The sequence below is a fragment of the Streptomyces sp. NPDC101178 genome (assembly GCF_044767965.1).
In the GTDB taxonomy this organism is placed as follows: domain Bacteria; phylum Actinomycetota; class Actinomycetes; order Streptomycetales; family Streptomycetaceae; genus Streptomyces.
Genome location: NZ_JBIWOZ010000012.1, coordinates 39,848 through 66,096 on the forward strand (window position 1 = coordinate 39,848; position 26,249 = coordinate 66,096).

Below are 26,249 nucleotides of genomic sequence, written 5' to 3' on the forward strand. Positions count from 1 at the left end.
CGCGCCCCTCAGTCCCACAGGCCCTGGATCCGCAGGATGCCCGCCACCAGGCACATCACGGAGCCGATCGACAGCAGCACGATGACGCCCTTGGGCATCCCCTGCTTGGCGAAGGAGTAGACGCCGCCGGCCAGGAAGAGGCCGACGACGATCAGGATGGTGTTGAGGCCGGTCACAGGGCGCCCTTCGTGGAGGGCAGGATGCCGGCGGCGCGCGGGTCGTGCTCACAGGCGTACCGCAGGGCGCGGGCGAGCGCCTTGAACTGGCACTCCACGATGTGGTGCGCGTTGCGCCCGTACGGCACGTGGACGTGCAGCGCGATCTGCGCCTGCGCGACGAAGGACTCCAGGATGTGCCGGGTCATCGTCGTGTCATACGCGCCGATCATCGGCGCCATCTTCTCGGGCTCGGTGTGCACGAGGTACGGGCGGCCGGAGAGGTCGACGGTGACCTGGGCGAGCGACTCGTCCAGCGGGACGGTGCAGTTGCCGAAGCGGTAGATGCCGACCTTGTCGCCGAGGGCCTGCTTGAAGGCGGCGCCGAGCGCGAGCGCGGTGTCCTCGATGGTGTGGTGGCTGTCGATGTGCAGGTCGCCCTCGGTCTTGACCGTGAGGTCGAAGAGGCCGTGGCGGCCGAGCTGGTCGAGCATGTGGTCGTAGAAGCCGACCCCGGTGGCGACATCGACCTTTCCGGTGCCGTCGAGGTTGATCTCGACCAGCACGGACGTTTCCTTCGTGGTGCGTTCCACGCGGCCTACGCGGGGGCTCATGCGTCGTGCTCCTTCTTGAGTTCGCGTACCGCATCGAGGAACGCGTCGTTCTCTGCCGGGGTTCCCGCGGTGACCCGCAGCCATCCCGGTACGCCGTTGTCCCGGACCAGCACGCCCCGGTCGAGGATCTGCTGCCAGACGGCGTGGCTGTCGTCGAAGCGGCCGAACTGGACGAAGTTGGCGTCCGACTCGGTGACCTCGTAGCCGGCGGCGCGCAGCTCGGCCACCAGCCGGTCGCGCTCGCTCTTGAGCTGCGCGACGTACCCCAGCAGCGTATCGGTGTGCTCCAGGGCGGCGAGCGCGGTGGCCTGGGTGACGGAGGAGAGGTGGTACGGCAGCCGCACCAGCTGGACCGCGTCGACGACGGCCGGGTCGGCGGCGAGGTAGCCCAGGCGCAGCCCGGCGGCGCCGAACGCCTTGGACATGGTCCGCGAGACGACCAGGTTGCGGCGGCCCGCGATCAGCGGGAGGAGCGAGGCGTGGTGGCTGAACTCGCCGTACGCCTCGTCGACGACGACGATCGAGGGCCCGGCGGCCTGGGCGGCGTCGTACAGGGCGAGGACGGTGTCGGCGTTCACCGCCGTGCCGGTGGGGTTGTTGGGCGAGGTGATGAAGACGACCTCGGGGCGGTGCTCGGCGATGGCGGCGCGGGCGGCCTCGACGTCGATGGTGAAGTCTTCGCCTCGCGGCCCGGAGATCCAGGCGGTGCCGGTGCCCCGGGAGATCAGGGCGTGCATCGAGTACGAGGGTTCGAAGCCGATCGCGGTGCGGCCGGGCCCGCCGAAGGTCTGGAGCAGCTGCTGGAGGACCTCGTTGGAGCCGTTGGCGGCCCAGACGTCGGCCGCCGTGACCTCGTGTCCGGCGGTCCGGCTGAGATAGCGGGCCAGCTCGGTGCGCAGCTCCACCGCGTCCCGGTCGGGGTAGCGGTTGAGGTCGCGGGCGGCCTCGCGAACGCGCTCGGCGATGCGGTCGACGAGCGCCTCGGGCAGCGGGTAGGGGTTCTCGTTGGTGTTGAGGCGGACGGGAACGTCGAGCTGCGGCGCTCCGTACGGGGACTGGCCGCGCAGCTCGTCGCGGATGGGGAGCTCGTCCCAGGGGTTGAGAGGGGCGGTGCTGTCGTACGTCACTGCTGCGGAACCTTCCAGCCGAACCTAGCCTTGAGCGCTGCGCCGTGGGCGGGGAGGTCCTCCGCCTCTGCGAGGGTCACGACATGGTGGGTCACCTCGGCGAGCGCGTCGCGGCTGTAGTCGACGATGTGGATGCCGCGCAGGAAGGACTGCACGGAGAGGCCCGAGGAGTGGCAGGCGCAGCCGCCGGTGGGCAGGACGTGGTTGGAGCCGGCGCAGTAGTCGCCGAGCGAGACCGGGGACCAGGGGCCGACGAAGATCGCTCCGGCGTTGCGGACCCGGTCGGCGACGGCGGCGGCGTCGGCGGTCTGGATCTCCAGGTGCTCGGCACCGTACGCGTCGACGACCTTGAGGCCGTCCGCGATGGACGAGACCAGCACGATCGCGGACTGGCGGCCGGCCAGCGCGGGCTCGATCCGGTCCTCGACGTGCTTGGTCGCGGCGACCTGCGGGACCAGCTCCGCCTCGGTGGCGGCGGCCAGCTCCTCGGAGTCGGTGACCAGGACGGCGGCGGCCATCGGGTCGTGCTCGGCCTGGCTGATCAGGTCGGCGGCCACGTGCACCGGGTCGGCGGTGGCGTCGGCGAGGATCGCGATCTCGGTGGGCCCGGCCTCGGCGTCGATGCCGATGCGGCCCTTGAGGAGGCGCTTGGCGGCGGCGACGTAGATGTTGCCGGGGCCGGTGACCAGGTTGACCGGGGGGCAGTCCTCGGTGCCGTACGCGAACATCGCGACGGCCTGGGCCCCGCCGGCCGCGTACACCTCGTCGACGCCGAGCAGGGCGCAGGCGGCGAGGATCGTGGGGTGCGGGAGGCCGCCGAAGCCCTTCTGGGGCGGGGAGGCGACGGCGACGCCCTCGACGCCCGCCTCCTGGGCCGGGACGACGTTCATCACGACGGAGGAGGGGTAGACCGAGCGGCCGCCGGGGACGTAGAGCCCGACCCGCTCGACGGGCACCCACTTCTCGGTGACGGTGCCGCCGGGGACGACCTGGGTGGTGTGCGTGGTGCGACGCTGCTCGCGGTGGACGAGGCGGGCGCGGCGGATCGACTCCTCCAGCGCGGCGCGGACGGCCGGGTCCAGCTCCTCCAGCGCCTGCTTCAGCGCCCCGGCGGGCACCCGGACCGACGAGATCCGGACACCGTCGAGCTTCTCCCCCCACTCGATCACTGCCGCGGAGCCACGATGGCGTACGTCCTCGCAGATGGGCCGCACCGTCTCCAGGGCGGCTTCCACGTCGAACTCGGCACGGGGCAGCAGGTCGCGCAGGGCCGAACCCTCGGGGAGGGTGTCGCCGCGCAGATCGATTCGAGAGATCACACCGCAATTCTCGCAGACCGCTCAGGAGCGCCGGTCGCCCGTATCACTGGCTGATACATGTCTCGGCCAACTCGGGTCGCACCGGTTGTCACTGCTGACCGATAGCTTTCACGCCGTCACGCAGAGGGAAGAACAGCACTACAGCATGTGTGCACGGAGGGAGCGGCCGTGACCGAGCCGCACGAAGGCGATATCCCGGACGGGCTCAGCGCGGCGGAGCTGGGCATGTGGCAGTCCTTCCGGAACGGGACGACCTACGACTTACGTACCTACGACTCCGCCCGCAACGATCCGTTCGGCCCGCACCCCTGGGGGCCGGAGCGGAGTGTCGGGGCGCGGACGGTGGCGCGGCTCCTGCTGAGCGGCCCGCCGGCGCGGCCGGGCCGGGTGGCGGCGCTCAAGCTCCGGGGGGTGCGGATCACCGGGAAGCTGGATCTGGCGGGCGGGCGGGTCTCGCCGTACGTGGAGCTGACGGGGTGCCGTTTCGAGCAGGAGGTGGTGCTGCCGGAGTGCCACTTCACCACCCTGCGCATGGTGGGCTGCTTACTGCCGCGGCTGGAGGCGGCCCGGCTGCACACGGAGGGCGATCTGCATCTGCCGCGCTGCCGGATCGACCGGGGCATCCGGCTGACCGACGCGCAGATCGGCACGGATCTGCTGATCAACCAGCTGAGCGTGGGGCCGGACCGGCACGGCCGGGCCTTCGTCGGGGACGGCATGTCGGTCGCCCAGGACCTCCAGGCCGAGATGATCGAGACGCACGGTGAGCTGAGTCTGCGCGGGGCGAAGGTGGGCGGTTCGCTGAGTCTGCGCGGCAGCCATCTGCGGGCGGCGGAGGACCGGCGCGCGCTGAACGCGCCGCAGCTGACGGTGGAGCGCACGCTGTACATGACCGAGGCGTGGGTGAGCGTCGACACCGGGAACCAGGGCACGACACCTCCGTACGGCGTGGTCTACGCGCCGACCCCGGCGCGCGGGACCCGGTCGCAGATCTTCGAGTGCAAGGGCGGGGTGCGGCTGGACGACGGGCGGTTCGGGGACGCGGTGGACCTGCACAAGGCCCGGTTCTCGATGACGCGGCAGGAGGAGCTGTCGCTGCGCCGGATCGTCACGCCGGAGCTGCGGTTCAACGCGGAGCGGCCGGAGGAGGGCCGGGTCGTGCTGAACGGCGCGAAGGTGGTGACGCTGATCGACCTGTCCACCAGCTGGCCGGGGCCCGGCGGTCTGGCGATGGGCGGTTTCGTCTACGAGAACCTCGTCCCGTACGGCCACTTCCCGCTCTCGCGGCGGCTGGAGTGGGTGTCGGCGGCGACGCCGGAGTACGTCCCAGAGCCGTACGAGCGCCTCGCGGCGGTGCTGCGCGGCAGCGGGGAGGACTCCGACGCGCGGGAGGTGCTGCTGGCCAAGCAGCGGCGCCGCCGGGAGACGCTGCCGCCGGCCGCGAAGGCGTGGGGGTTCCTCCAGGACTGGACGGTGGCGTACGGGTACCGGCCGGGGCGGGCTGCGGTGTGGATGGCGGTGCTGTGGGCGGCGGGGACGGCGGCCTTCTCCCGGTACGACCCGGCGTCGATCAAGAACGACGAGTCCCCCGAGTGGAATCCGGCGCTCTACGCCCTGGACCTCCTGATCCCGGTGATCAACCTCGGCCAGGACGGCTACTGGCGGATGGAGGGCGGCTGGCAGTGGGCCGCGGCCGCTCTGGTGCTCGTGGGATGGGTTCTGGCCACGACGGTGGCTGCCGGGGCCTCCCGGCTACTGCGCAGGGGCTGACCGAAAGGGCAGTTCGTGCGGGGTGAGGGCGGCCGGGACCGGCCGTTCCGGGAGGTGTGCGGGGCCACTGTGGCGGCGGTGACGCCGTGACCGGAAGGTCATTTTCAAGCCACCGCCGGACATTTCCTTTGCCCTTTCTTGACCCGGGCCGACACAACCCATGCACTCGGCACAGAAGCTTCACAGCGCCCCCCTGGCGCGGCCCTCACCAGCGCTTTTCAATGGTCTGCACCATGGCCTTCCTTCGCGCTCTGCTCAGTACCGCGCGCATGATCCGGCACAGCCCTCCGCTGTGCGCCGGACTGCCCGCGGATGACGCCGTGCTGCTCGACGCCCCCGACGAGCGGCTCTCACCGGCGCTGGTGGCGGCGGCCCTCGGCGACCACGAACCGGCCGCCAAGCTGCTGGCGACCACCCGGGACACCGCCGACTGGGAGAACCGCGACCGCTATCTCGGCAGACTCGTCACCTTCGCCCGCCACCGGGACGGCTGGCTCACCGACTGGCTGGCCACGGCCCCGCGCGACCCGGACGCGCTGCTGGTCAAGGCGGAGCTCGCGGTCCGCCGGGCCTGGGAGTCGCCCGCCCGCGCGGAGCGGCTCCACGAGGTCGGCCCGCTGATCACGGCCGCCGCAGAGGCGGACCCGCGCGACCCGGTGCCGTGGCGGCTCGCGCTGGACCACGCGCGCGGCAGCCACGCCACGCACACCGCCTTCGAGTCGCTGTGGGAACAGGCGATACGGCGCTCCGCGCACCACTACGGCTGCCATGTGGCGGCGCTGCGCTACCTCTCCGCCGCCTGGTACGGCTCGCACCGCGAGTGCTTCGACTTCGCCGAGCGGGCCGCCGAGGACGCCGTACCGCACTCGCTGGTGCAGGCCCTGCCGGTCCGGGCCGCCTTCGCGCTGCTCCTGGACGCGCAGGCGGCGGGCCGCACCACCTCCGTACTGGAGGAGCGGATCGACGCGGCGGCGGACGCGGCCATCCGGCTGTCGGCCGCCTACCGGCCCGGCGACCCGTGGCCCGCCGAGGTGCGCAACCTCCTCGCGTACGTGCTCCTCGCCCGTGGGCGCTGGGCCGAGGCGCTGGAGCAGTTCACGCTGATCGGGCAGCACGCGACGTCGTTCCCGTGGTCCTCGGTCTCCGACGACGCCCTGGGCCGGTTCCTCGACGCGCGGGACGGCGCGCGGCTCCAGGCGGCCTCCGTGACACCCTTGCGCGCCCGGGCCGACCGCGGACGTCCGCGCGGCCATTACGCTTGAGCGTTGTGACCACCGCCCGTCTGCCCCTTTTCCCGCTCAACACGGTGCTGTTCCCGGGCCTCGTGCTGCCGCTCAACGTCTTCGAGGAGCGCTACCGCGCCATGATGCGGGAGCTGCTGAAGAGCGACGAGGACGAACCTCGCCGCTTCGTCGTGGTCGCGATCCGCGACGGCCGCGAGACCGCGGTGACGGGCACCGGCATGCCGGACCCGGTCGCCTCCGCGCCGCCCGCCGAGCGTGCTCCGGCCGAGGGCTTCGGCCCCGACCCGATCCAGACCTTCCACCGGGTCGGCTGCGTCGCCGACGCGGCTACCATCCGCGAGCGGCCGGACGGCAGCTTCGAGATCCTGGCCACCGGCACCACCCGGGTCCGGCTGCTCTCCGTCGACGCGAGCGGCCCGTATCTGAGCGCCGAGGTCGAGGAGGTCACAGAGGAACCGCCCGCCGAGGACGAGGCCGACGAGGCCGGAGCCCTCGCCGAAGGCGTGCTGCGGGCGTTCCGCGCCTACCAGAAGCGGCTGGCCGGAGCGACCGAACGCTCGCTCGCCACCGGCACCGAGCTGCCCGACGACCCGTCCGTCGTCTCCTACCTGGTCGCGGCGGCCACCGTCCTGGACGTCCCGACCAGGCAGCGCCTCCTCCAGGCCCCGGACACCGCGACCAGGCTGCGCGAGGAGCTGACGCTGCTGCGCCGGGAGACGGCGGTCATCCGCCACCTCCCGTCACTGCCCGCGCCGGACCTGACCCGCGCCCCGACGCACCCCAACTGACCAAGGACTACCCACCGTGGCCAAGAAGCCGAAGAAGCAGTCGGGCGGAACCCCCGCCACGGTCGCCCTGACCGAGGCGGGCACCGCCTTCACGGTCCACGCCTACGACCACGACCCGGCCGCCCCCTCCTACGGCGAGGAGGCCGCCGAGGCCATGGGAGTCTCCCCCGACCGGGTCTTCAAGACCCTGGTCGCGGAGGTCGACGGCGAACTGACGGTCGCCGTCGTCCCGGTGGCCGGCTCCCTGGACCTCAAGGCCCTGGCGGCGGCGGTGGGCGGCAAACGCGCCACGATGGCGGACCCGACGGCGGCGGAACGCACGACGGGCTACGTCCGCGGCGGCATCTCCCCGCTGGGCCAGCGCAGACGCCTGCGTACGGTGCTGGACGCGTCGGCCCGCTCACACGCCACGATCTGCGTCTCGGCTGGGCGCCGGGGCCTGGAGGTGGAGCTGGCGGCGGAGGATCTGGCGGGGCTGACGGGGGCGGTGTTCGCGGAGATCGGGCGGGGGGCGTAGGCGCTGCGCGGGCCGGCAGAATCCAGCCCTTCCGGCGCTTGAGGAGCGGAGTCCGGGGCGGAGCCTGAAACCCAGCCCCTCCGGCGCCTGAGGAGCGGGGTCCGGGGCAGCGCCCCGGTTTCGGGAAGGGGCGGGTAGGGGAACAGCCCGCCGCAGGCGCCCTACGAGCCCCCCGGCCCCCCTGAGCCCCCCGGTCCCCCAGACGGCGGCCCGCCCTGCCCAGCCCCACCCGGCCCGGGCGGCGGCCCACCCGCCCCCGGCTCCCCGTAATACGACGACCAGCCCAGCCCCGCCCACTCCGGCTCCGGCACCGGCTCCCGCTCCCCGAACGCCGCCGTCAGCAGGACATGCAGGGCCAGCGCCACGAACGGCCACACCAGCACCGCCGCCGCCACCCCGTGCAGCTCCAGCGGCGCGTCGAAGACGACGCCCTTGCCGGCTTCCCGCGCCCGGGCCACCACGTCGGAGGACGGGCCCAGCCAGACCCCGACCCGCCAGGCAGCCAGCGAGCCGAGCACACTGCCCAGCGCGAGAGCGATCACCACGAGGACCCCGCCCCGCCGCAGCCGCCAGAAGACGGCGGCCGCCGACAGCAGGCCGAACCCGGCCGCCAGCAGGACAAACGTTCCGTCCGCCCCGATCGCCTCCTCGCCCTCGCTGTTCTCCAGGAAGACGGCGCTGCCGTCGGAGACCAGGGGGACCCGGGGCGCGAGCCACAGCCACAGCAGCCCGAGCGCGACACCGGCGAGCGCCACGAGCACGGTGACCACGGCGGCCTGACGGAGCTCCGTCGCCGTGTCCGGGTCGTCGGGCGAGTCGAACGCGGGCGCGAGGTGGGAGCCCGAGGGCGGAGCCTGCCACGGATCGTGGGGGTCCGGCTGGTGAGGCGGCGTCAGAGGTGCGGTCACCGTGCCATCGTGCCAGGCCACCCTGTGCGGCGCCTCACCGGCTGCCGCACGCGTGCGCACGGCACGCCACCGGCGTACGAACCGCCCCTACCGCACCGCCGCCCGCCGGTACGCCCACGTGGCCACCGCCAGCGACAGCACCCCCACCACCGCGCACACCGCGAGGAAGAGGCCGATCATGCCCCAGTCCGGTGACGCGTCGAAGGAGCGGGCCAGCGCCTCGACCCCGTACGTCGACGGCAGCAGGTCCCGCGCCCACCCCACCGGCTCCGGCAGCCGGTCGGCCGGCAGCACTCCTAGCAGCAGCGCGGCGGACATGCCGAGCTGGCCCAGCAGTGTGGCCAGCTCCTGGCGCGGCGCGAGCAGCCCGAGAGCCGCTCCCAGACCGGCCAGGGCGGCGCCGGAGAGCGGGATGACGGCGACCAGGACCCAGAGATGGGTCATCGGGAGCTGGAAAAGCACGCTGCCGGTGATCGCCGTGAAAACCGTGCCGGGCACGGTGAAGGAGGCGTACGCGCCCGCCGCTCCCAGCACCACCGCGGCGGGCGGCACCGGCAGCGTGGCGTAGTGGTCGAGCCCGCCGCCGGCCCGCAGCTGACCGAAGTACTGCGCGAGCAGGTTCAGCGCGACGAACGCCACCACCAGCACGCTGGAGCCGGCGACCACCGCACGGGCCTCCGCGCCGCCGTCGACGACCCCGCGCATCAGGACCATGATCCCGACGGACTGGAAGGTCGCCACGAAGAGCAGCGGGATCCGGGCGACGCGCGCCCGGGAGAGCTGGGCGCGGTAGACGGCGGCCAGCGATGGCACCAGCCGGGCGCGCGGAGCGAGCGGGGCGGGCACGGTCCGCGCGGCGGAGCCGGGGCCGGAGGGGCGGGGCAGGGGCCGGACGCGCGACGGTGCGGTCCTGGCCGGAATGATGCTCGTCACCTGAGGCCGCTCCCCTTACACCGGTCCAGTACATCCACCGCGCCCACCACTACGTACGGTGCCCGCGCCCCGTTCAGCGCTCCGCGTCCCCGGATCCTCACGCCTTCACCAGCCCCTTGCTCGCATTGGCCGCGTCCCCGCCGAGCGCCAGGTACACATCTTCCAGGCTGGGTGTGGCCAGGGTGAAATCGTCGAGCGCGGCGAAGGCCGCGCCGCCCGTCACCGCGGCGACCGCGGCCCGGGCCTCGTCGGGGCCGAGCCGCAGCACCCAGCGCCGCCCGGACTCCTGGGCGGACGGGCGCAGCGCCGCGACCTCCGGGACGTCCAGCGGCGCCCGCTCACGCCACATCAGCTCGACGCGGACCTCGCCGGCGACCTTCTCCTTGAGCCCGGAGGGGGTGTCGCAGGCGATGACCCGGCCGCGTTCCAGGACGGCGACCCGGTCGAGGACGGTCTCGGCCTCGATGACGTTGTGGGTGACCAGCAGGACGGTCGCGCCGCGCTCGGCCCGACGGCGGTCGACGGCGGCCCAGACGGCCCGCCGGGCCACCGGGTCCATGCCGGTCGTGGGCTCGTCCAGGACCAGTACGGGCCGGTCACCGACGAGCGTGGCGGCGAAGCAGGCGAGCCTGCGCTGGCCGCCGGAGAGCTTCTTCAGGGGCCGCCCGGCCAGCTCGGTCAGGCCGAGCTCCTCCAGGACGGCGTCGCGTTCGGCGCGCGCCTCGCGGACGTGGAGGCCGCGCAGCCGTCCGGTGGTCTCGGCGGCCAGCGAGACGGTCAGCTCGTCCAGGGCGGTGGACTCCTGCCCGAGGTAGCCGATCAGCCGGGAGGCCCGCTCGGGGTGGCGTACGAGGTCGTGGCCGAGGACTTCGACGGAGCCGGAGTCGGGGCGCATCAGCCCGGTGAGCTGGCGGACGAGGGTGGACTTGCCGGCGCCGTTGGGGCCGAGCAGTCCGAAGATCTCGCCGCGCTCGACGTCGAGGCTGATTCCGTCGGTGGCCCGCACCTCGGGCGTGGCGGGCGCGCCGCGGCGGCCCCGGACGGCGGGATAGGTCTTGACGAGGTCACGCACCGCGCACACGGTGCCGGTGTCGCTCTGCGCCTGTGCTGTGCCCGTACTCACGAGGTACGAGGGTACGGGGTCACATGCCCCGGTTCGCGTCCGGGGCCACCACGCGTCGCGGGATGCGGCGCGGTCCGGGGGAAAGGCGCTACTCCCCCGCGGGCACGTGCTCCGCCGCCGCGCGCACGTCGATCTCGCGCCAGAACCCGGCCCGGATCGCGTACCGGTCGTGCTCGTCGATCTGGTCGTCCTTGTGGGCGAGGAGCCCGAAGCGGGCCGCGTACCGCAGGAGTTCGCCGTCGATGCGGTGCGGGATGCGCGGGTACATGGTGGAGAGCTTCTGGAGGTGGACGGTCTCCGGGAGGCGCTCCATCCACCGGCGGGCGAAGACCTGGCCGACCTCGAAGGGGTCGCCGCCGACGGTGGTGATGTCCTCCTCCCGGTCGGCCCACCGCTGTTCGGCGCTGGTGAGCTGGGCGAGGGTCGGCAGGGAGGCGGTCTCGGCGGGTTCGCCGAGCGGGCCGGAGCGCTCGACCCAGCCCTTGTCGGAGGACCAGCGCAGGGTGGCGCCGGCGGGGGCCGCGTGCTGGGCGGCGCTCCGGTCGGGGTGGGTGGCGTGGGCGCGGAGGGCGGCGAGGTCCTTGGGGGTGGGGACGGTCTTGTGGCCGGGGACCGACGGGGTCTGGGAGGGTTCGGTCTCGGCGGGTGCGGCGGGGCCGTTGCGGGCGGCGGCGGCCTGCGCGGCCTGGGTCGCTTCGGAGGCCCGCTCGGCGGAGGCGGCGAGGGCGGCCTCGGGCAGCGGCGCGGAGAGGATGGCGGCGATCTCGGGGCGCGGGGCGGGCGGCGGCGGGCAGTTGCCGCCGGTGTCCTTGGCGCGTACGGCCTTGGTGATCCAGGCCCGGTCGAGGACGCGGCGCTCGTCCGCCTCGGCGACGAGGTCCTCGGACTGGTTGTAGTCGCCGTCGGCGGCCTGGACGGCCCAGAGGTGGACGGCGACGCCGTGCTCCTTGGCGGACATGAGGCCGGGCAGCAGGTCGCCGTCGCCGGTCACCAGGACCACGTCGGAGCAGGCCCGGTTCCTGGCCAGCTCGGTGAGCTCGGCGTGCATGGCGGCGTCCACGCCCTTCTGCGCCCAGCGTCCGTCGCTGCGGGTCAGGGCTCCCAGTCGTACGGTCACCCTGGGCATCACCCGGAGCCTGCGGTGCTCGGGCTGGGGCACCCGGTCGGGGGCGCCGTCGAACCAGTAGATCCGCAGCAGCGGCTGCTGTGTATCGGCCTCGGCCCGCTCGCGCAGCCCCTGGATGAGGGCCGCGTGGTCGACGGTGATCCGGGAACGGGCGGGCTCCCCGGCCAGCAGACTCGCGGCTGCGCCCAGCAAGTAGCCGGCGTCCACCAGGACGACGCAACGGTCCACGCGTTCCACCCTCTTCCAGGAGTTCGGGAACGGTTCAGCGGCCCGCCCCTCGATGACCGGGTCCGCTTACCCAGGGTTTCCTTCGAGTCTGCCCGACCGCACAAGGGTTAACGGCCGGAACTCGATCATCGGCGTGGCGAATCGGGAAAGGGCTGGAAAAGGTCTGGGGCGCACGGCGGGAATGGCCCTCACCGGGGATACCGCTACGCACGGTAATGATCCAACATGCACGGTTTGCGGCGCTATGTGAGTCTGACGATGGTCCTGGCCCCCCAGGATTCCCCACAGGAGGCATTCATCATGGCCAAGAACAAGAACCGCAAGCAGGGCAGCCAGCACGATCGAGCGTCCGCGTCGGAGCGTAGCGCCGAGCAGGCCAAGTCGACGGCGTTCGAGTCGCAGACCCAGTCGCAGACACAGTCCCAGGGCAGCCCGTCCGACGTGGCGCGCAAGCACCAGCGGCGCTTCGGTCACAACTGACGCGTCGGCCGCTCGCGGTCGTAGAGACGAGAGGGGCGTCCCGCCGGTGCGGGACGCCCCTCTCGTTCGTACGCCGTTCTGAAACTCGTTCGTACGCCGTTCCGAAAAGCCTCAGCCGGCCAGGCAGGCCGGGCCGAGCAGCACCTTCAGGTCGCCGAAGAGGGCCGAATCGGCCTTGACCCGGTGCCGGTCGAGCCGGAGCACGGTGGTCTTGCTCGGGCCCTGGAGCCTGATGCGCACCTCGGTGTCGCCGCGGTGGTGGCTGAGCACCTCGCCGAGCCGGGTGACCATCGGCGGGGTGATCTTCACGGTGGGGATGGTGAGGATGACCGGCGCGTTGGTGCCGGCGTTGGAGATGTCCGGGACCTGCATCTCCATGGCGACGAGCCGGGGCACGTCCTCGCGCTTGTCGAGCCGTCCCTTGACGAAGACGACGGTGTCCTCGACGAGCTGGGTGGAGACCAGCTGGTAGGTGGCGGGGAAGAACATGCACTCGATGGAGCCGGCCAGGTCCTCCACGGTGGCGATGGCCCAGGCGTTGCCCTGCTTGGTCATCTTGCGCTGGAGGCCGGAGATGATGCCGCCGACGGTGACGATGGCGCCGTCCCCGTAGTCCCCGCCCATCAGCTGGGAGATCGAGGAGTCGGCCTTGTCGGACAGCACGTGCTCCAGGCCGAAGAGCGGGTGGTCGGAGACGTACAGGCCGAGCATCTCCCGCTCCTGCGCGAGCAGGTAGGCCTTCTCCCACTCGATGTCGGAGAACTCCACGTCGAGCCCGAAGCCCGGCTCGCCGCTCTCCTCCTCGCCGCCGCCGAAGAGGTCGAACTGCCCCTCGGCCTCCTTGCGCTTGACCTGGACCACGTTGTCGATCATCGGCTCGTGGTGGGCGACGAGCCCCTTGCGGGTGTGGCCCATCTCGTCGAAGGCGCCGGCTTTGATCAGCGATTCGACGGTGCGCTTGTTGCAGACGACCGCCTCGACCTTGTCCAGGAAGTCGGGGAAGGAGCTGTACTTCCCCTTCGCCTTACGGGACCGGATGATCGAGTCCACGACGTTCTGGCCGACGTTGCGGATGGCGGTCAGGCCGAAGAGGATCACGTCGTCGCCCTGGGCGGCGAAGTTGGACAGCGACTCGTTGACGTTCGGCGGGAGCACCTTGATGCGCATGCGGCGGCACTCGTTGAGGTAGACCGCGGACTTGTCCTTGTCGTCCTTGACCGAGGTCAGCAGGGCCGCCATGTACTCGGCCGGGTAGTTCGCCTTGAGGTAGGCGGTCCAGTAGGTGACCAGGCCGTACGCCGAGGAGTGCGCCTTGTTGAACGCGTACCCGGCGAACGGCACCAGGACGTCCCACAGCGCCTTGATCGCCGCGTCGGAGAAGCCCTTGTCCTTGGCGCCCTTCTCGAAGAGGACGAAGTTCTTCGCCAGCTCCTCGGGCTTCTTCTTGCCCATCACGCGGCGCAGGATGTCGGCCTCGCCGAGCGAGTACCCGGCGACGATCTGGGCGGCCTTCTGGACCTGCTCCTGGTAGACGATCAGGCCGTAGGTGAGGCCGAGGACCTCCTTGAGGGGCTCCTCCAGCTCCGGGTGGATCGGGGTGATCTCCTGGCGGCCGTTCTTGCGCTCCGCGTAGTTCGTGTGCGAGTTCATGCCCATCGGGCCCGGCCGGTAGAGGGCCGAGACGGCGGAGATGTCCTCGAAGTTGTCGGGCTGCATCTGGCGGAGCAGGGAGCGCATCGGCCCGCCGTCGAACTGGAAGACGCCGAGCGTGTCACCGCGGCAGAGCAGTTCGTACGTCTTGGGGTCGTCCAGCGGCAGGGAGAGCATCTCCAGGTCGATGCCCTTGTTGGACTTCACCATCTTGATGGCGTCGTCCATGATCGTCAGGTTGCGCAGGCCGAGGAAGTCCATCTTCAGCAGGCCGAGCGACTCGCACTGCGGGTAGTCCCACTGCGTGATGGTGACGCCGTCGGTGTGCCGGACCCAGACCGGTGCGTGGTCGACGATCGGCTCGCTGGACATGATGACGCCGGCGGCGTGCACGCCCATCTGCCGGACCAGGCCCTCGACACCCTTCGCGGTGTCGATGACCTTCTTGACGTCCGCCTCGTTCTCGTACATCCCCCGGATCTCGCCCGCCTCGCTGTAGCGCGGGTGCTTGGGGTCGGTGATGCCGTTGAGGTCGATGCCCTTGCCGAGGACGTCGGCGGGCATCGCCTTGGTGAGGCGGTCGCCCATGGCGTACGGGTAGCCCAGCACGCGGGCCGAGTCCTTGATGGCGTTCTTCGCCTTGATCTTGCCGTACGTGCCGATCATGGCGACCTTGTCGGCGCCGTACTTCTCGGTCACGTACCGGATCACCTCGACGCGCCTGCGCTCGTCGAAGTCGATGTCGACATCGGGCATGGAGACGCGCTCGGGGTTGAGGAACCGCTCGAAGATCAGCCCGTGCTCGATCGGGTCGAGGTCGGTGATGCCCATCGCGTACGACACGATCGAACCGGCCGCCGAACCACGGCCGGGGCCCACGGCGATGCCGTTGTTCTTGGCCCACATGATGAAGTCGGCGACGACCAGGAAGTACCCCGGGAACCCCATCTGGATGATGATGTCCATCTCGTACTCGACCTGCTTCTGCCGGTCGTCGGGGACACCGTTCGGGAAGCGGCGGGCCATGCCGGTCCGGACTTCCTCCTGGAACCAGGTGATCTCCGTGAAGCCGTCCGGGATCTCGAACTTCGGCATGAGGTTCTTCGCCTCGAACATGCCGGAGGTGTCGATCTGCTCGGCGACCAGAAGGGTGTTGGCGCACCCCTGCTGCCAGGCGTCGGAGGAGTCGACGGCGTACATCTCGTCCGTCGTCTTCAGGTAGTAGCCGGTGCCGTCGAAGCGGAAGCGGTCCGGGTCGGAGAGGTTCTTGCCGGTCTGGATGCAGAGCAGGGCGTCGTGGGCGGTGGCCTCGTGCGCGTACGTGTAGTGGGAGTCGTTGGTGACCAGCGGCGGGATGTCGAGCTTCTTGCCGATCTCCAGCAGCCCGTCGCGGACCCGGCGCTCGATCTCGATGCCGTGGTCCATCAGCTCCAGGAAGTACCGGCCCGCGCCGAAGATGTCCTTGTAGTCGGAGGCGGCCTGGACCGCCTCGTCGAACTGGCCCAGCCGCAGCCGGGTCTGGACCTCGCCGGAGGGGCAGCCGGTGGAGGCGATGAGCCCCTCGGACCACTGGGAGATGGTCTCCTTGTCCATCCGGGGCCACTTCTGGAGCCAGCCTTCGGCGTACGCGTCGGAGGAGAGCCGGAAGAGGTTGTGCAGCCCGGTCTTGTTGGACGCCCAGATCGTCTTGTGGGTGTAACCACCGGATCCGGACACGTCGTCGCGCTTCTGGTGCGGCTGTCCCCACTGCACCTTCCGCTTGTGTTTGCGCGACTCCGGAGCGACGTACGCCTCGATGCCGATGATCGGTGTGACGTCCGCCTTCTTCGCCGAGTGGAAGAAGTCGTACGCCCCGTGGAGGTTGCCGTGGTCGGTCATCGCGATGTGCGTCATGCCCATCTCGTTGGCCGCCTCGAACATGTCCTTGAGCCGCGCCGCACCGTCCAGCAGCGAGTACTGGGTGTGAACGTGCAGGTGCGTGAAGGGCGGCTTGGTCACGGCGTCGGGCCTCCGGGAAGTCGGGCGATGACGGACGGGGGGACAGCGTGGAAGTCTACGACGTGACGGAGTCGGACGACGGGCACTCCCGGCTTCCGCCGAGCGTTGGAGAGAGCGGGACGGGTGTCCGTTTTGTCATGCACTCCGTCACACGCACCGGGTTCCCGGGCAGGTACGCCAACGACAGCAGGAGGCAGCAAGAAATGTCGGAAACGCAGACCGGCGCAGCGCAGCGCGGGGAGCAGATTCTCGCCGTTTTCGACACCGCCTTCGGGGAGCTGCTGGCCGCCGATCCGGCCGCTTTCCGGGTCAAGTTCCGCAAGATGGCGGGCTCGGCCTTCGCCTTCTACCGGGGCACGGCCTGCCTGTTCTACACCGACCTTGAGCGCGAGCAGCGCGGCGGTCCGTATGTGGACGAGCGCACGGGCCGGGTCTGGATCCACGGTGATCTCCACGCGGAGAATTTCGGCACCTACATGGACGCCAACGGCCGCCTCGTCTTCAACGTCAACGACTTCGACGAGGCGTACGTGGGCCCCTTCACCTGGGATCTGAAGCGGTTCGCCGCCTCCGTGGCACTGATCGGTTACGCGAAGGCGCTGGCCGACGAGCAGATCACCGACCTGGTCCGGGTCTTCGCCGCGGCCTACCGGGAGCGGATCCACGCGCTGGCGACGGGCGCGAAGAACGACGAGGTGCCGCCCTTCACGCTGGACACCGCCCAGGGCCCGCTGCTGGACGCGCTGCGCGCCGCCCGCTCGCTGACCAGGTTCTCGCTGCTGGACTCGATGACGGTGATCCGCGACTTCGAGCGCCGCTTCGCCGACGGCGGCGGCGCGATCGACCTGGACGCCGCCACGCGGTACAAGGTGCTGGCCGCGTTCGACGGCTATCTGGAGACGCTGCCGGAGTCGAGCCTGACCCGTCCCGACTCCTACCGGGTCAAGGACGTGGTGGGCCGCCGGGGCATCGGCATCGGATCGGCCGGGCTGCCGTCGTACAACATCCTCCTGGAGGGCAACAGCGACGCCCTGGAGAACGATGTGGTGATCTACCTCAAGCAGGCGCAGACCCCGGCGGTCTCCCAGCACATCACGGACGCCGCCGTGCGGGACTACTTCCAGCACGAGGGGCACCGTACGGTGATCTCGCAGCGCGCTCTGCAGGCGCACGCGGACCCGTGGCTGGGCTGGACCGAGCTGGACGGCTCCGGACAGCTGGTCGCCGAGGTCTCGCCGTACGCGGTCGACCTGGACTGGTCCGAGATCGACGAGGTGGACGAGATCGCGGCGGTCGTCGCGGACCTCGGCCGGGCCACGGCCACCATGCACGCGGCGGCGGACGACGAGAGCGGCCACTCGCTGGTGCCGTTCTCCACGGAGCGGGCGATCGACGCGGCCATCGCGGCCGACGAGGAGGGGTTCGGCGAGCTGCTGGTCGACTTCGCCCACAGCTACGGGGCCCGGGCCCGCGCGGACCACCAGATCTTCGTGGACCTGTTCCGCAACGGCAGGATCCCGGGGTTGTAGGCCGCCCGCACCCGGCCGTGCTGTGACTCTCAGCTTCTTTTAAGGTCCGCTTACCTCCGCACATGACACACTTTCCGGCGATGGACATTTCAGGTACGCAGCTCAGGGTGGTGCGCGCGGCGCTGTTCGCCGCGCTCGTCGTCACCCTGTCCACCGCGTCCCATGTGCTGCTCTCCGGGGTCCCGCTGCCGCTGACGGCGGTGGCGCTGCTCGCGGCCGTCGTCTTCACCGTGGCGTACGCGCTGGCCGGCCGGGAGCGCGGCTTCGGCGCCATCGCGGGGCTGCTGGTCCCGCTGGAGCTGGCGGCCGACACGCTCTTCACCACCGGCCAGCACCTCTGTTACGGAGCGGCCGGCGGGCCCATCGCGGGCCCGCTGCGCGCGGTGGGCTTCGACGTGCTCTGCGGAGGCGGCGAGGTCGGCGCGACCGGTACCCGGATCGCGGGCGTCGGCGCGGTGGGCACGCCGCTCGCCGGGATGACGGGTGCGGGCGACCGCGCGGCGGCCCTGCTGGCGCAGCCCGGTCCGGCCGTGCCGTGGCTGCTGCTCGCCGCGCATGTGGCCGTCGGGCTGCTCGCCGCCGCCTGGCTGCGGCGCGGCGAGGCGGCGCTGGCGGGGCTGGTGCGCACGGCGGCGCTGGTGGCGTTCCGGCCACTGCTCACCGCGGTCGCCGTGGTGCGCGGAACGGTCCGGTCCGCTCCCCGTCTGCCGCGCGCCGCCGAGCGCGTGCACCCGCTCTCCCCGGCCCGCTTCCCCGTGCACTCCGTGGGACGGAGGGGGCCGCCGCTCACCGCGTACGCCACCGCTGCCTGAGGGCAGCGCGGCAGGCGCCGAGCAGCACCCCTTCCACTCCCCACGCATCCACGGAGAACACCACCATGAGCAAGCGCAACACCCAGCAGAACAAGGCAGCGGCCCGTGAGCGGCTGCGCGCCGAGCGCGAGGCGCAGGCCAAGAAGGACCGGACCCGCAAGCAGCTCGTCGTCGGCGTCTCGGTCGTCGCGGCCCTCGCCGTCGTCGGCGGTATCAGCTACGGCGTGATGCAGCTGAACAAGCCGTCCGCCTGGGAGACCGCGGCCGACGCGAAGAACGTCAGCGCGCCGAAGAACACCTCCGGCACCGACGGCACCACCGTGGTGATCGGCAAGTCCGACGCGAAGAAGACGCTGGAGCTGTACGAGGACTCCCGCTGCCCGGTCTGCGCCACGTTCGAGCAGGGCGTCGGCGAGACCGTCGCGAAGGACGTCGAGGCCGGCAAGTACAAGGTCAAGTACGTCGGTGCGACCTTCATCGACAACACCGACAACGGCGAGGGCTCCAAGAACGCCCTGAGCGCGCTCGGCGCCGCGCTGAACGTGAGCCCCGAGGCGTTCATGGACTACAAGGCCGCGCTGTACTCCGCGAAGTTCCACCCGCAGGAGAGCGAGGACAAGTTCGCCGAGGACAGCTACCTCATCGAGGTCGCCGACTCGGTGGACGGACTCAAGGGGAACAAGGCCTTCCAGAAGGACGTCGAGGACGGTACGTACGACGCCTGGGCGATGAAGATGTCCGAGGCGTTCGGCAAGAGCGGCGTGGAGGGCACACCGACGCTGAAGATGGACGGCAAGAAGGTCACGAAGGAGGGCAGCGACAACGCCCCGATGACGGCGGCCGACTTCACCGCGGCGGTGGACAAGGCGCTGAAGGCGTAACGCCTCCGGGCGGGCGGACATGCCCTGTTCGCCCGCCCGCCGTCAGGCCCGTCAGGCCTCTACAGCGTGGCCAGGAAGCCGAGCGCGACCTTCCAGGTCTGCTCGGCGGCCGCCTGGTCGTAGTCGTGGAGGTCGGGGTCGGTGAACAGGTGGCCGGCCCCGGGGTAGCGGTAGATCTCCACGTCGGCGCCGGTGCGCTGCATCTGGAGGTACCAGCTGTTCAGCCAGTCGTGGGACTCGAAGGGGTCCGGGTCAGCGACGTGCAGCTGGACCGGAAGCTCCTCCACCGTGGCGTTCTCCGCGATGTCCGAGGTGCCGTGGAGGAGCAGCAGCCCGCGCGCCTTCGCGTCGCCGAGCGCCAGGGTCTGCGCGGTCGCCGCGCCGAGCGAGAAGCCGGCGTAGACGAGCCCTTGGTCGGAGTAGGGCGCAGCGGCCAGCACCGCGCGCTTCAGCAGCTCCTCCTTGCCGACCTCCTCCTTGAAGGCCATGCCCTCCTCCACCGTGTCGAAGGTGTGGCCCTCGAAGAGATCGGGCACGCGCACCTCGTGGCCGGCGTCCCTCAGACGTGCGGCCGCGGCGTGCACTGCGGGCGTGAGCCCGTAGGTCGAGTGGAAAAGCATGATGTCCATGAGGCCCATGGTGCCAGTTGCGCCTCAAGGCTTGGAGGACCGGACGATGGAGAACGTGCTGCGCCCGCTGATCGTCTTCGGCGGATCCGTGGTGATCACCCTGCTGATCGGCTGGCTGGTCGACCGGCTGCTGCGCAGGGCCGACAGCCGCCACCACGAGACCCCGCTGTGGGGTCTGCTGCGGCGCTGCCGGCCACCGTTGCAGGTGGTGATCATCGCGGCGCTGTTGCGCGGCTCCTACCGTCAGACGCGGATCCCCTGGGTGTGGGAGCACCGGGTCGGGGTCGGCCAGGTCCTCTCCCTGGTGCTGATCGGTGCCACGGCCTGGCTGGTGGTCCGGGCCGCCGCGACGGTCGTCGAGGCCAGCTACGCCCGGTACGCGACAGCCACCCGCGATCCTGCCCGGGTCCGCCGGGTCCGTACGCAGGTGACGCTGATCCAGCGCGTCGTCATCGCGGTCGTGATGGTCGTCGCCATCGCGGCGATGCTGCTGACGTTCCCGGCGATGCGCGGGGTCGGCACCTCGATGCTGGCCTCGGCCGGTGTGCTCGGCATCGTCGCGGGTGTGGCCGCCCAGTCGACGCTCGGCAACCTGTTCGCGGGGCTCCAGATCGCGTTCGGGGACATGGTCCGGATCGGCGACACCGTGGTGGTGGACGGCGAGTGGGGCACGGTCGAGGAGATCACGCTGACGTTCCTGGCGGTACGGACGTGGGACGAGCGGCGGATCACGATGCCGGTCTCGTACTTCACGAGCAAGCCGTTCGAGAACTGGTCGCGCGGCGGGGTCCAGATGACCGGCACGGTCTTCTTCCACCTGGACCACTCGGCGCCGGTGGCCGCCATGCGCAAGAGGCTGCGGGACATCCTCGGCGACATCGCCGCGTGGGACGGCCGGGACTGGTCCCTCGCCGTCACCGACACGACCCCGTCCACGATCCAGGTGCGGGCGGTGGTCACTGCGAAGGACGCGGACGACATCTGGACGGTGCGGTGCGCGGTGCGCGAGCAGCTGATCGGCTGGCTGCGCGACCACCACCCGTACGCGCTGCCGCGCATCGCCAGCTCCCCCGCCGCGCTGCCGCCGGGCGAGCAGTGGGCGGAGCTGACGGGGGCACGGCCCCGGCCCGGCCGCAACGGCTCCGGCCCCTCCCGCGACCTGGAGGACTCCAAGGCGCCCCGGACGGGCCGCGGCTGAGGACCGCCGGGTTCAGCGCAGGGAGCGGAAGTCCAGGTAGCGCAGCACCCGGTCCACGACCTCGGGGTCGGAGCCGGCCTCGTTGCGCGCCGAGAGCACCTCGTGGCGGGCGGCCGACATCATCTCCCGCTGGACCCGGCTGACCGCCTGGAACCGCTCGGCCCGCTTCGCGTACGCCTCGCGCCGCTCCTCGTCGACGATCTCCGGGTTGATCCGGGCGCCGATGTCGTACGCGGCCTTCTGGAGCCGCTCCACGACCTCGTCCGGGAACTCCTCGACCTCCTGGATCTCCTTGAGCCGGTACTTGGCGGCCTTGGCGGCGCGCACAGCGAGCTCCCGCTCCAGGGCCTCCTCGGCGTCCGCGTCGGCGCGCACGCGCAGCTTGCGGACCAGCCAGGGCAGGGTCAGGCCCTGGAAGACCAGGGTGACCATGATCACGCAGAAGGCGATGAAGATGATCTCGTCGCGGCCGGGGAAGGGCTGCCCGTCGTCCGTCTCCAGCGGGATCGCCAGCGCCAGCGCGACGGACGCCACCCCGCGCATCCCGGCCCACCACATGACGACGGTCTCCCGCCAGCTGGTCGGGATCTCCTCGCTGACGTCCCGCCGGGTGTGGAGCTTCTTGGCGAGCCAGGTGGCGGGCAGCAGCCAGGCCAGCCGGACGCCGACGACGACCCCGACGATCGCCAGCCCCCAGCCGAGCATCTGGAACTCGCGCCCGCCGGAGGTGCCGAACACGCTGTGCAGCTCCAGGCCGATCAGCCCGAAGGCCACGCCGGTGACCAGGGTGTCGACGATCTCCCAGAAGGTGCGTCCGGTGAGCCGGCCCAGCACGTCGTCGGCGTCGGCGGTGTGCTCGGCGAGGTAGAGCGCGATGGTCAGGACGGCGAGCACGCCGGAGCCCTTCAGCTCCTCCGCCAGGACGTAGGCGGCGAACGGCACCAGCAGGCTCAGGCCGACCTGGAGGGTGGCGTCGCCGAGCAGTCCCATCAGCTTGATGGTGAGCCAGCCGAGCGCGAGGCCGACGGCGACCGCGACCACGGCGGAGAGGAGCAGCAGGCCGAAGGCCTCGGGCACCGAGAAGGTGCCGCTCACCGCCGCGGCGATGGCCACGTGGTAGAGCACGATCGCGGTGACGTCGTTGAAGAGCCCCTCGCCCTCCAGGATGGAGACGAGCCGGCGCGGCAGTCCGACCGAGCCCGCCACGGCGGTCGCGGCGACCGGGTCGGGCGGGGCGACCAGCGCGCCGAGCGCCACGGCTGCGGCGATCGGCAGCCCGGGGACGATGGAGTTGGCGACGGCGGCGACGGCGGCCGTGGTGACGAAGACCAGGGCGACGGCCAGCAGGAAGATCGGGCGTTTGTTGGCGGCGAACTGGCGCCAGGAGGTCCGCTGCACGGAGGCGTAGAGCAGCGGCGGCAGCAGGGCCGGGAGGATGATCTCGGGCGGGATGTCGACGTTCGGCACGAAGGGCGCGAACGCCATGGCGACCCCGGCCAGCGTCATCAGCACCGGTGCCGGCAGCCCCAGCCGGGCGCCGAGCGGCACCGTGACCACGGCTCCGAGCAGCAGCAGGAGCAGCAGGGCCATTTGATCCACGGGAGGCGCCTTCCGGAGCGTACGGTTCCGGGCCGCTCACCGTGTCCTCCAGGACACCCCCCGAGGTGAACGGCCGTCAGGAAGCCCGGCCGGATCACCGGCCGGGCGGTCCTCCACCCTGCCATGCGGGACCCGCGAGGAGGCCGAGACCCCCCGTGGACCGGGACCGGACCTCCTGGTGGACGGGCCGGAACCCTCCGGTGGGCGGGGTCAGGCGGCGCCGATCTCGCGGCGCATCGCCCGGTGCGGAATTCCCGCGTCCGGGAACTCGGGGCCGTACGCGACGTATCCGAGCCGTTCGTAGAAGCCGAGGGCGTGGGTCTGGGCGTGCAGGTCGACGGCGGCGAGGCCGAGCCGGGCCGCCTCGTCCTCGATGGCCCGCACGAGTGCGGCGCCGACGCCGAGGCCGCGCGCCTGACGCGTCACCGCGAGCCGGCCGAGCGAGCCGACGGTGAGGTCGCCACCGGTCTTCCCGGACGCGTCGGCGCCGTGCAGCAGCCGCCCCGTACCGAGGGCGGTGCCGTCGGCCGCCACGGCCAGGACGTGCACGGCTGTCGGGTCGTAGGCGTCGTACTCGATCTCCTCGGGCACGTTCTGCTCGCCGACGAAGACCTCCTTGCGCACCTGGAAGCAGGCGGCGAGGTCGCTCTCCTCGATGGCCCTGCGGGTGGTGTACGAGGTCACTGGCTCTCCGCCGAGATGGTGTCGAGGGCGTGCTGGAGGTCGGCCGGATAGGTGCTGGAGAACTCCACCCAGGAGCCGTCGCTCGGGTGCTCGAAGCCCAGGCGCACCGCGTGCAGCCACTGCCGGGTCAGCCCGAGCCGCTTGGCCAGCGTCGGATCGGCGCCGTACGTCAGGTCGCCGACGCACGGGTGGCGGTGGGCGGACATGTGGACCCGGATCTGGTGGGTGCGGCCGGTCTCCAGCTTGATGTCCAGGAGGCTGGCGGCGCGGTACGCCTCGATCAGGTCGTAGTGGGTCACCGACGGCTTGCCCTCGGCGGTGACGGCCCACTTGTAGTCGTGGTTGGGGTGGCGCCCGATGGGGGCGTCGATGGTGCCGCTCATCGGGTCCGGGTGGCCCTGGACGAGCGCGTGGTACTTCTTGTCGACGACCCGGTCGCGGAACTGGGCCTTGAGCAGCGTGTAGGCGCGCTCGGACTTGGCGACGACCATGAGCCCGGAGGTGCCGACGTCGAGGCGGTGCACGATGCCCTGGCGCTCGGCGGCGCCGGAGGTCGAGATCCGGTACCCGGCGGCGGCGAGGCCCCCGATGACGGTGGTGCCGGTCCAGCCGGGGCTGGGGTGGGCCGCGACGCCGACCGGCTTCATGATGACCACGATGTCGTCGTCGTCGTGGACGATCTCCATGCCCTCGACGGGCTCGGCGACGATCTGGACCGGGGCGGGCGCGCCCGGCATCTCGACCTCCAGCCAGGCACCGCCGTGCACGCGCTCGGACTTGCCGGCCACCGAACCGTCCACCTGGACCTTCCCGGCGGCGGCCAGCTCGGCGGCCTTGGTGCGGGAGAAACCGAACATCCGGGAGATGGCGGCGTCGACACGCTCGCCTTCCAGGCCGTCCGGTACGGGCAGGGTGCGGATCTCGGGGTGCGTACTCACCAGTCGAGTATGCCTTGCGCGCAACGCTCACCGCGCAGCCCGGTCAGTCCTTGTGGACGGTCCCGTCGGGGTCCAGGCCCTTGAAGGAGAGGATCACGATGAGGATGCCGCCGCAGACGATCGCGGAGTCGGCGAGGTTGAAGACGGCGAAGTGCTTGGGGGCGATGAAGTCGACCACCGCCCCTTCGAACACGCCGGGCGCCCGGAAGAGCCGGTCGGTGAGGTTGCCGAGCGCACCGCCCAGGAGCAGCCCCAGGGCGATGGCCCACGGCAGGCTGTAGAGCTTGCGGGCCAGCCGGATCACGACCACGATCACGCCGGCCGCGATGATGGTGAAGATCACCGTGAACGCCTCGCCGAACCCGAACGCGGCCCCCGGGTTGCGCAGCGCCCGGAACTGCAGCCAGTCACCGATGATGTCGATCGGCGGCTGGTGCTCCAGCTTGGCGACCACGATCAGCTTGGTGACCAGGTCCAGCAGATAGGCGACGATCGCGACGCCGACGAGCGCCAGGATCTTGCGCTTGCCCACACCCGCGTTCACGGCGGCGTCGGCGGCCGTGAAGCCGCCTTCTTCCGTGTGCTCGGCCTCGGGATTGTCCGGCGTACCGATGATGCGCTCCGCCTCTGCCACGTGAGTCCCTCAACCTAGGTGCCTGACTGAGGACGAGGGTACGACACACCTGTACGGGTCAGCCGCGCCGCTCCTGCTTCTGTTTGTCCTCGACGCAGAGGGTGGCGCGGGGAAATGCCTGCATCCGTGCCTTGCCGATCGGTTTGCCGCAGATCTCGCAGAGCCCGTAGGTGCCCGCTTCGAGCCGGGCGAGGGCCCGCTCGGTCTGTTCCAGCATCTCCTGCGCGTTGGCGGCGAGCGACAGCTCGTGTTCCCGCGTGATGTTCTTGGTGCCCGTGTCGGCCTCGTCGTCGCCTGCGCCGTCCCCGGAGTCCCGCATCAGCCCGGCGAGCGCGGCGCCCGAGGCCTCCAGCTCGCTGCGCAGCCGCATGATCTCGCTGGTCAGCAGGGTGCGCGCCTCGGTGACCTCCTCGGGCGTCCAGGGGTCCTCCCCGGGCCGTACCGCCAGTTCGCCGGGAGCGGTCGCGGCGCCGGCCCGGGCCGGCGGCACGGCCGCCTCGTCCGTACCGGCTGCGGGGTGACTCGCGCTCTTCTTGGCTACCACCGTGTGGGCTCCCGTCTCCTCGGCGGCCGCAGCCGCCCCCGTGGCCGTCTCCGCGGCCGTCTTCGAAGCCTTCTTGGCCGCGCTCTTCTTCGCGCTGCTCTTGGTCGCGCTCTTCGTCGTGCTCTTCTTGGCGGCGGTCTTCTTCGCCGCACCCTTCTTGGCGGGCGTTTTCTTCGCGACGTCCTTCTTGGCGGCCGTCTTCCCGGCAGCCGTGTCGTCCTGGGACGTCTCGCCGGCCGGTGGCTTCCCGTCGGCCTCCTGCCCGGCCGCGGTCTCTTCCGCCGTCTTCTTCGCCACCATGGCCGCGGCCCCTTCACATATTGTGATCTTGCTCGCGAATCGTGCTGGGACGATAAATCGACCCCAGCCCCGCGGCAACGGGGCACGCCGCCCTTTCGCCCCTCCCCCTGCCCGGTCGTGGCGCGTCTGCATCGGTTGTTCCCAGCTCCCCGCCCAGTAATCCGCCCCTGACCGCCCCCGCACCGCCGCGCCCAACTCCGTACGCCTCCGACTGGCCATTCGGGTCACGCCCGGGCGCCGGGTTAAACCGGTCGGCCGTCAGCCGTACGGGCCCGTACACTGGGCCCAGCGAGAGGCGTGGATGGGACGAGTAGCGTCGTACGCAGCCAGCAGCGACCCGGGGACGGTGGGAGCCCGGGGGCGAGCGCGTCGTGAAGATCACCCCGGAGCCGCCGGAAGAAAGCCTCGGTCCATGGGCACCGCCCACGGACGGCCAGGCCAGTAGACCCGGCATCGCGACCCCAATGAGGGGGCCACGGGCGCACGCCCGGGGCCAAGGAGGGTGGTACCGCGGGAGCGCC

Annotated in this window: 24 protein-coding genes; 9 read left to right on the forward strand and 15 right to left on the reverse strand. The window is 71.6% G+C overall.

Translation table 11 applies throughout. From position 1 onward, the window contains the following. Window positions 1-8: 8 nt before the first annotated feature. From ACIRR8_RS28590 to hisD, 4 genes are read right to left on the reverse strand one after another with little or no spacing between them, the layout of a single operon-like run. Window positions 9-176, reverse strand: a complete 168-nt coding sequence (locus ACIRR8_RS28590; RefSeq protein WP_003969742.1) for a hypothetical protein — start codon at window positions 174-176, stop codon at window positions 9-11. Then, window positions 173-769 carry an imidazoleglycerol-phosphate dehydratase HisB gene (gene hisB, locus ACIRR8_RS28595; protein ID WP_402012340.1) on the reverse strand — a complete coding sequence of 199 codons (597 nt, stop codon included), beginning with the start codon at window positions 767-769 and terminating at the stop codon, window positions 173-175. The genes ACIRR8_RS28590 and hisB overlap by 4 nt, the downstream gene beginning before the upstream one ends. Next, window positions 766-1,896 carry a histidinol-phosphate transaminase gene (locus ACIRR8_RS28600; RefSeq protein WP_404070182.1) on the reverse strand — a complete coding sequence of 377 codons (1,131 nt, stop codon included), beginning with the start codon at window positions 1,894-1,896 and terminating at the stop codon, window positions 766-768. Before ACIRR8_RS28600 ends, hisB begins: the two co-directional genes overlap by 4 nt. Next, a complete protein-coding gene (gene hisD / locus ACIRR8_RS28605) occupies window positions 1,893-3,215 on the reverse strand; it encodes a histidinol dehydrogenase (RefSeq protein WP_404070184.1) in 1,323 nt (440 codons plus the stop codon). The genes ACIRR8_RS28600 and hisD overlap by 4 nt, the downstream gene beginning before the upstream one ends. 168 nt (window positions 3,216-3,383) lie before the next feature. On the opposite strand from hisD, the gene ACIRR8_RS28610 reads away from it, so the two are divergent. From ACIRR8_RS28610 to ybaK, 4 genes are all read left to right on the forward strand, one after another. Next, a complete protein-coding gene (locus ACIRR8_RS28610; RefSeq protein WP_404070186.1) occupies window positions 3,384-4,985 on the forward strand; it encodes an oxidoreductase in 1,602 nt (533 codons plus the stop codon). Between the two features lie 221 nt (window positions 4,986-5,206). Further along, a complete protein-coding gene (locus tag ACIRR8_RS28615) occupies window positions 5,207-6,247 on the forward strand; it encodes a hypothetical protein (protein ID WP_404070188.1) in 1,041 nt (346 codons plus the stop codon). 5 nt (window positions 6,248-6,252) lie between these two features. Then, window positions 6,253-7,017, forward strand: coding sequence for an LON peptidase substrate-binding domain-containing protein (locus ACIRR8_RS28620; protein ID WP_404070190.1), 765 nt, complete (start codon window positions 6,253-6,255; stop codon window positions 7,015-7,017). 16 nt (window positions 7,018-7,033) lie between these two features. After that, a complete protein-coding gene (ybaK, locus tag ACIRR8_RS28625) occupies window positions 7,034-7,534 on the forward strand; it encodes a Cys-tRNA(Pro) deacylase (protein ID WP_404070192.1) in 501 nt (166 codons plus the stop codon). Between the two features lie 161 nt (window positions 7,535-7,695). Here the strand turns inward: ybaK and ACIRR8_RS28630 are convergent, their stop codons facing one another. The 4 genes from ACIRR8_RS28630 to ACIRR8_RS28645 all read right to left on the reverse strand — a co-directional run bounded on the left by ACIRR8_RS28630 (window position 7,696) and on the right by ACIRR8_RS28645 (window position 11,861). Then, complete coding sequence (locus ACIRR8_RS28630) at window positions 7,696-8,463, reverse strand: ABC transporter permease (protein ID WP_404070194.1); 768 nt, start codon at window positions 8,461-8,463, stop codon at window positions 7,696-7,698. Between the two features lie 66 nt (window positions 8,464-8,529). Next, a complete protein-coding gene (locus ACIRR8_RS28635; protein WP_404070196.1) occupies window positions 8,530-9,375 on the reverse strand; it encodes an ABC transporter permease in 846 nt (281 codons plus the stop codon). Between the two features lie 97 nt (window positions 9,376-9,472). Continuing rightward, window positions 9,473-10,456: an ABC transporter ATP-binding protein gene (locus tag ACIRR8_RS28640; protein WP_084753379.1), complete on the reverse strand. Its 984-nt coding sequence runs from the start codon at window positions 10,454-10,456 to the stop codon at window positions 9,473-9,475. A 130-nt stretch (window positions 10,457-10,586) separates the two neighbouring features. Continuing rightward, window positions 10,587-11,861: an NYN domain-containing protein gene (locus ACIRR8_RS28645; protein ID WP_404070198.1), complete on the reverse strand. Its 1,275-nt coding sequence runs from the start codon at window positions 11,859-11,861 to the stop codon at window positions 10,587-10,589. 291 nt (window positions 11,862-12,152) lie between these two features. On the opposite strand from ACIRR8_RS28645, the gene ACIRR8_RS28650 reads away from it, so the two are divergent. Then, complete coding sequence (locus ACIRR8_RS28650) at window positions 12,153-12,332, forward strand: hypothetical protein (RefSeq protein WP_404070200.1); 180 nt, start codon at window positions 12,153-12,155, stop codon at window positions 12,330-12,332. A 111-nt stretch (window positions 12,333-12,443) separates the two neighbouring features. On the opposite strand, the gene dnaE is transcribed toward ACIRR8_RS28650, so the two are convergent. Continuing rightward, window positions 12,444-15,980, reverse strand: a complete 3,537-nt coding sequence (gene dnaE / locus ACIRR8_RS28655; protein WP_404070202.1) for a DNA polymerase III subunit alpha — start codon at window positions 15,978-15,980, stop codon at window positions 12,444-12,446. A 203-nt stretch (window positions 15,981-16,183) separates the two neighbouring features. On the opposite strand from dnaE, the gene ACIRR8_RS28660 reads away from it, so the two are divergent. From ACIRR8_RS28660 to ACIRR8_RS28670, 3 genes are all read left to right on the forward strand, one after another. Then, complete coding sequence (locus ACIRR8_RS28660) at window positions 16,184-17,509, forward strand: DUF2252 domain-containing protein (protein ID WP_404070204.1); 1,326 nt, start codon at window positions 16,184-16,186, stop codon at window positions 17,507-17,509. A gap of 80 nt (window positions 17,510-17,589) precedes the next feature. After that, a complete protein-coding gene (locus ACIRR8_RS28665; protein ID WP_404070206.1) occupies window positions 17,590-18,321 on the forward strand; it encodes a hypothetical protein in 732 nt (243 codons plus the stop codon). Between the two features lie 65 nt (window positions 18,322-18,386). Next, window positions 18,387-19,202, forward strand: a complete 816-nt coding sequence (locus ACIRR8_RS28670; RefSeq protein ID WP_404070208.1) for a DsbA family protein — start codon at window positions 18,387-18,389, stop codon at window positions 19,200-19,202. A gap of 59 nt (window positions 19,203-19,261) precedes the next feature. Here the strand turns inward: ACIRR8_RS28670 and ACIRR8_RS28675 are convergent, their stop codons facing one another. Next, on the reverse strand, window positions 19,262-19,840 hold the full coding sequence (locus tag ACIRR8_RS28675; RefSeq protein ID WP_404070210.1) for a dienelactone hydrolase family protein: 579 nt from the start codon (window positions 19,838-19,840) through the stop codon (window positions 19,262-19,264). Between the two features lie 37 nt (window positions 19,841-19,877). On the opposite strand from ACIRR8_RS28675, the gene ACIRR8_RS28680 reads away from it, so the two are divergent. Continuing rightward, the gene (locus ACIRR8_RS28680) at window positions 19,878-21,029 is read left to right on the forward strand and encodes a mechanosensitive ion channel family protein (RefSeq protein ID WP_404070212.1); all 1,152 of its coding nucleotides are present in this window, start codon (window positions 19,878-19,880) and stop codon (window positions 21,027-21,029) included. 12 nt (window positions 21,030-21,041) lie between these two features. Here ACIRR8_RS28680 and ACIRR8_RS28685 read toward each other — a convergent pair whose 3' ends face one another. The 5 genes from ACIRR8_RS28685 to ACIRR8_RS28705 form a co-directional block, all read right to left on the reverse strand. Further along, window positions 21,042-22,628 (reverse strand): Na+/H+ antiporter, encoded by a 1,587-nt coding sequence (locus ACIRR8_RS28685; RefSeq protein ID WP_404070214.1) that lies wholly within the window; start codon window positions 22,626-22,628, stop codon window positions 21,042-21,044. Window positions 22,629-22,838: 210 nt separating this feature from the next. Next, entirely contained in the window at window positions 22,839-23,312 is a 474-nt protein-coding gene (locus ACIRR8_RS28690) for a GNAT family N-acetyltransferase (protein WP_404070216.1), read from the reverse strand. Further along, window positions 23,309-24,250, reverse strand: a complete 942-nt coding sequence (locus ACIRR8_RS28695; RefSeq protein ID WP_003969718.1) for an RluA family pseudouridine synthase — start codon at window positions 24,248-24,250, stop codon at window positions 23,309-23,311. Before ACIRR8_RS28695 ends, ACIRR8_RS28690 begins: the two co-directional genes overlap by 4 nt. A 43-nt stretch (window positions 24,251-24,293) precedes the next feature. After that, window positions 24,294-24,884: a signal peptidase II gene (gene lspA / locus ACIRR8_RS28700; RefSeq protein WP_404070218.1), complete on the reverse strand. Its 591-nt coding sequence runs from the start codon at window positions 24,882-24,884 to the stop codon at window positions 24,294-24,296. Between the two features lie 58 nt (window positions 24,885-24,942). Further along, window positions 24,943-25,728, reverse strand: a complete 786-nt coding sequence (locus tag ACIRR8_RS28705) for a TraR/DksA family transcriptional regulator (RefSeq protein ID WP_404070220.1) — start codon at window positions 25,726-25,728, stop codon at window positions 24,943-24,945. Between the last annotated feature and the right edge of the window lie 521 nt (window positions 25,729-26,249).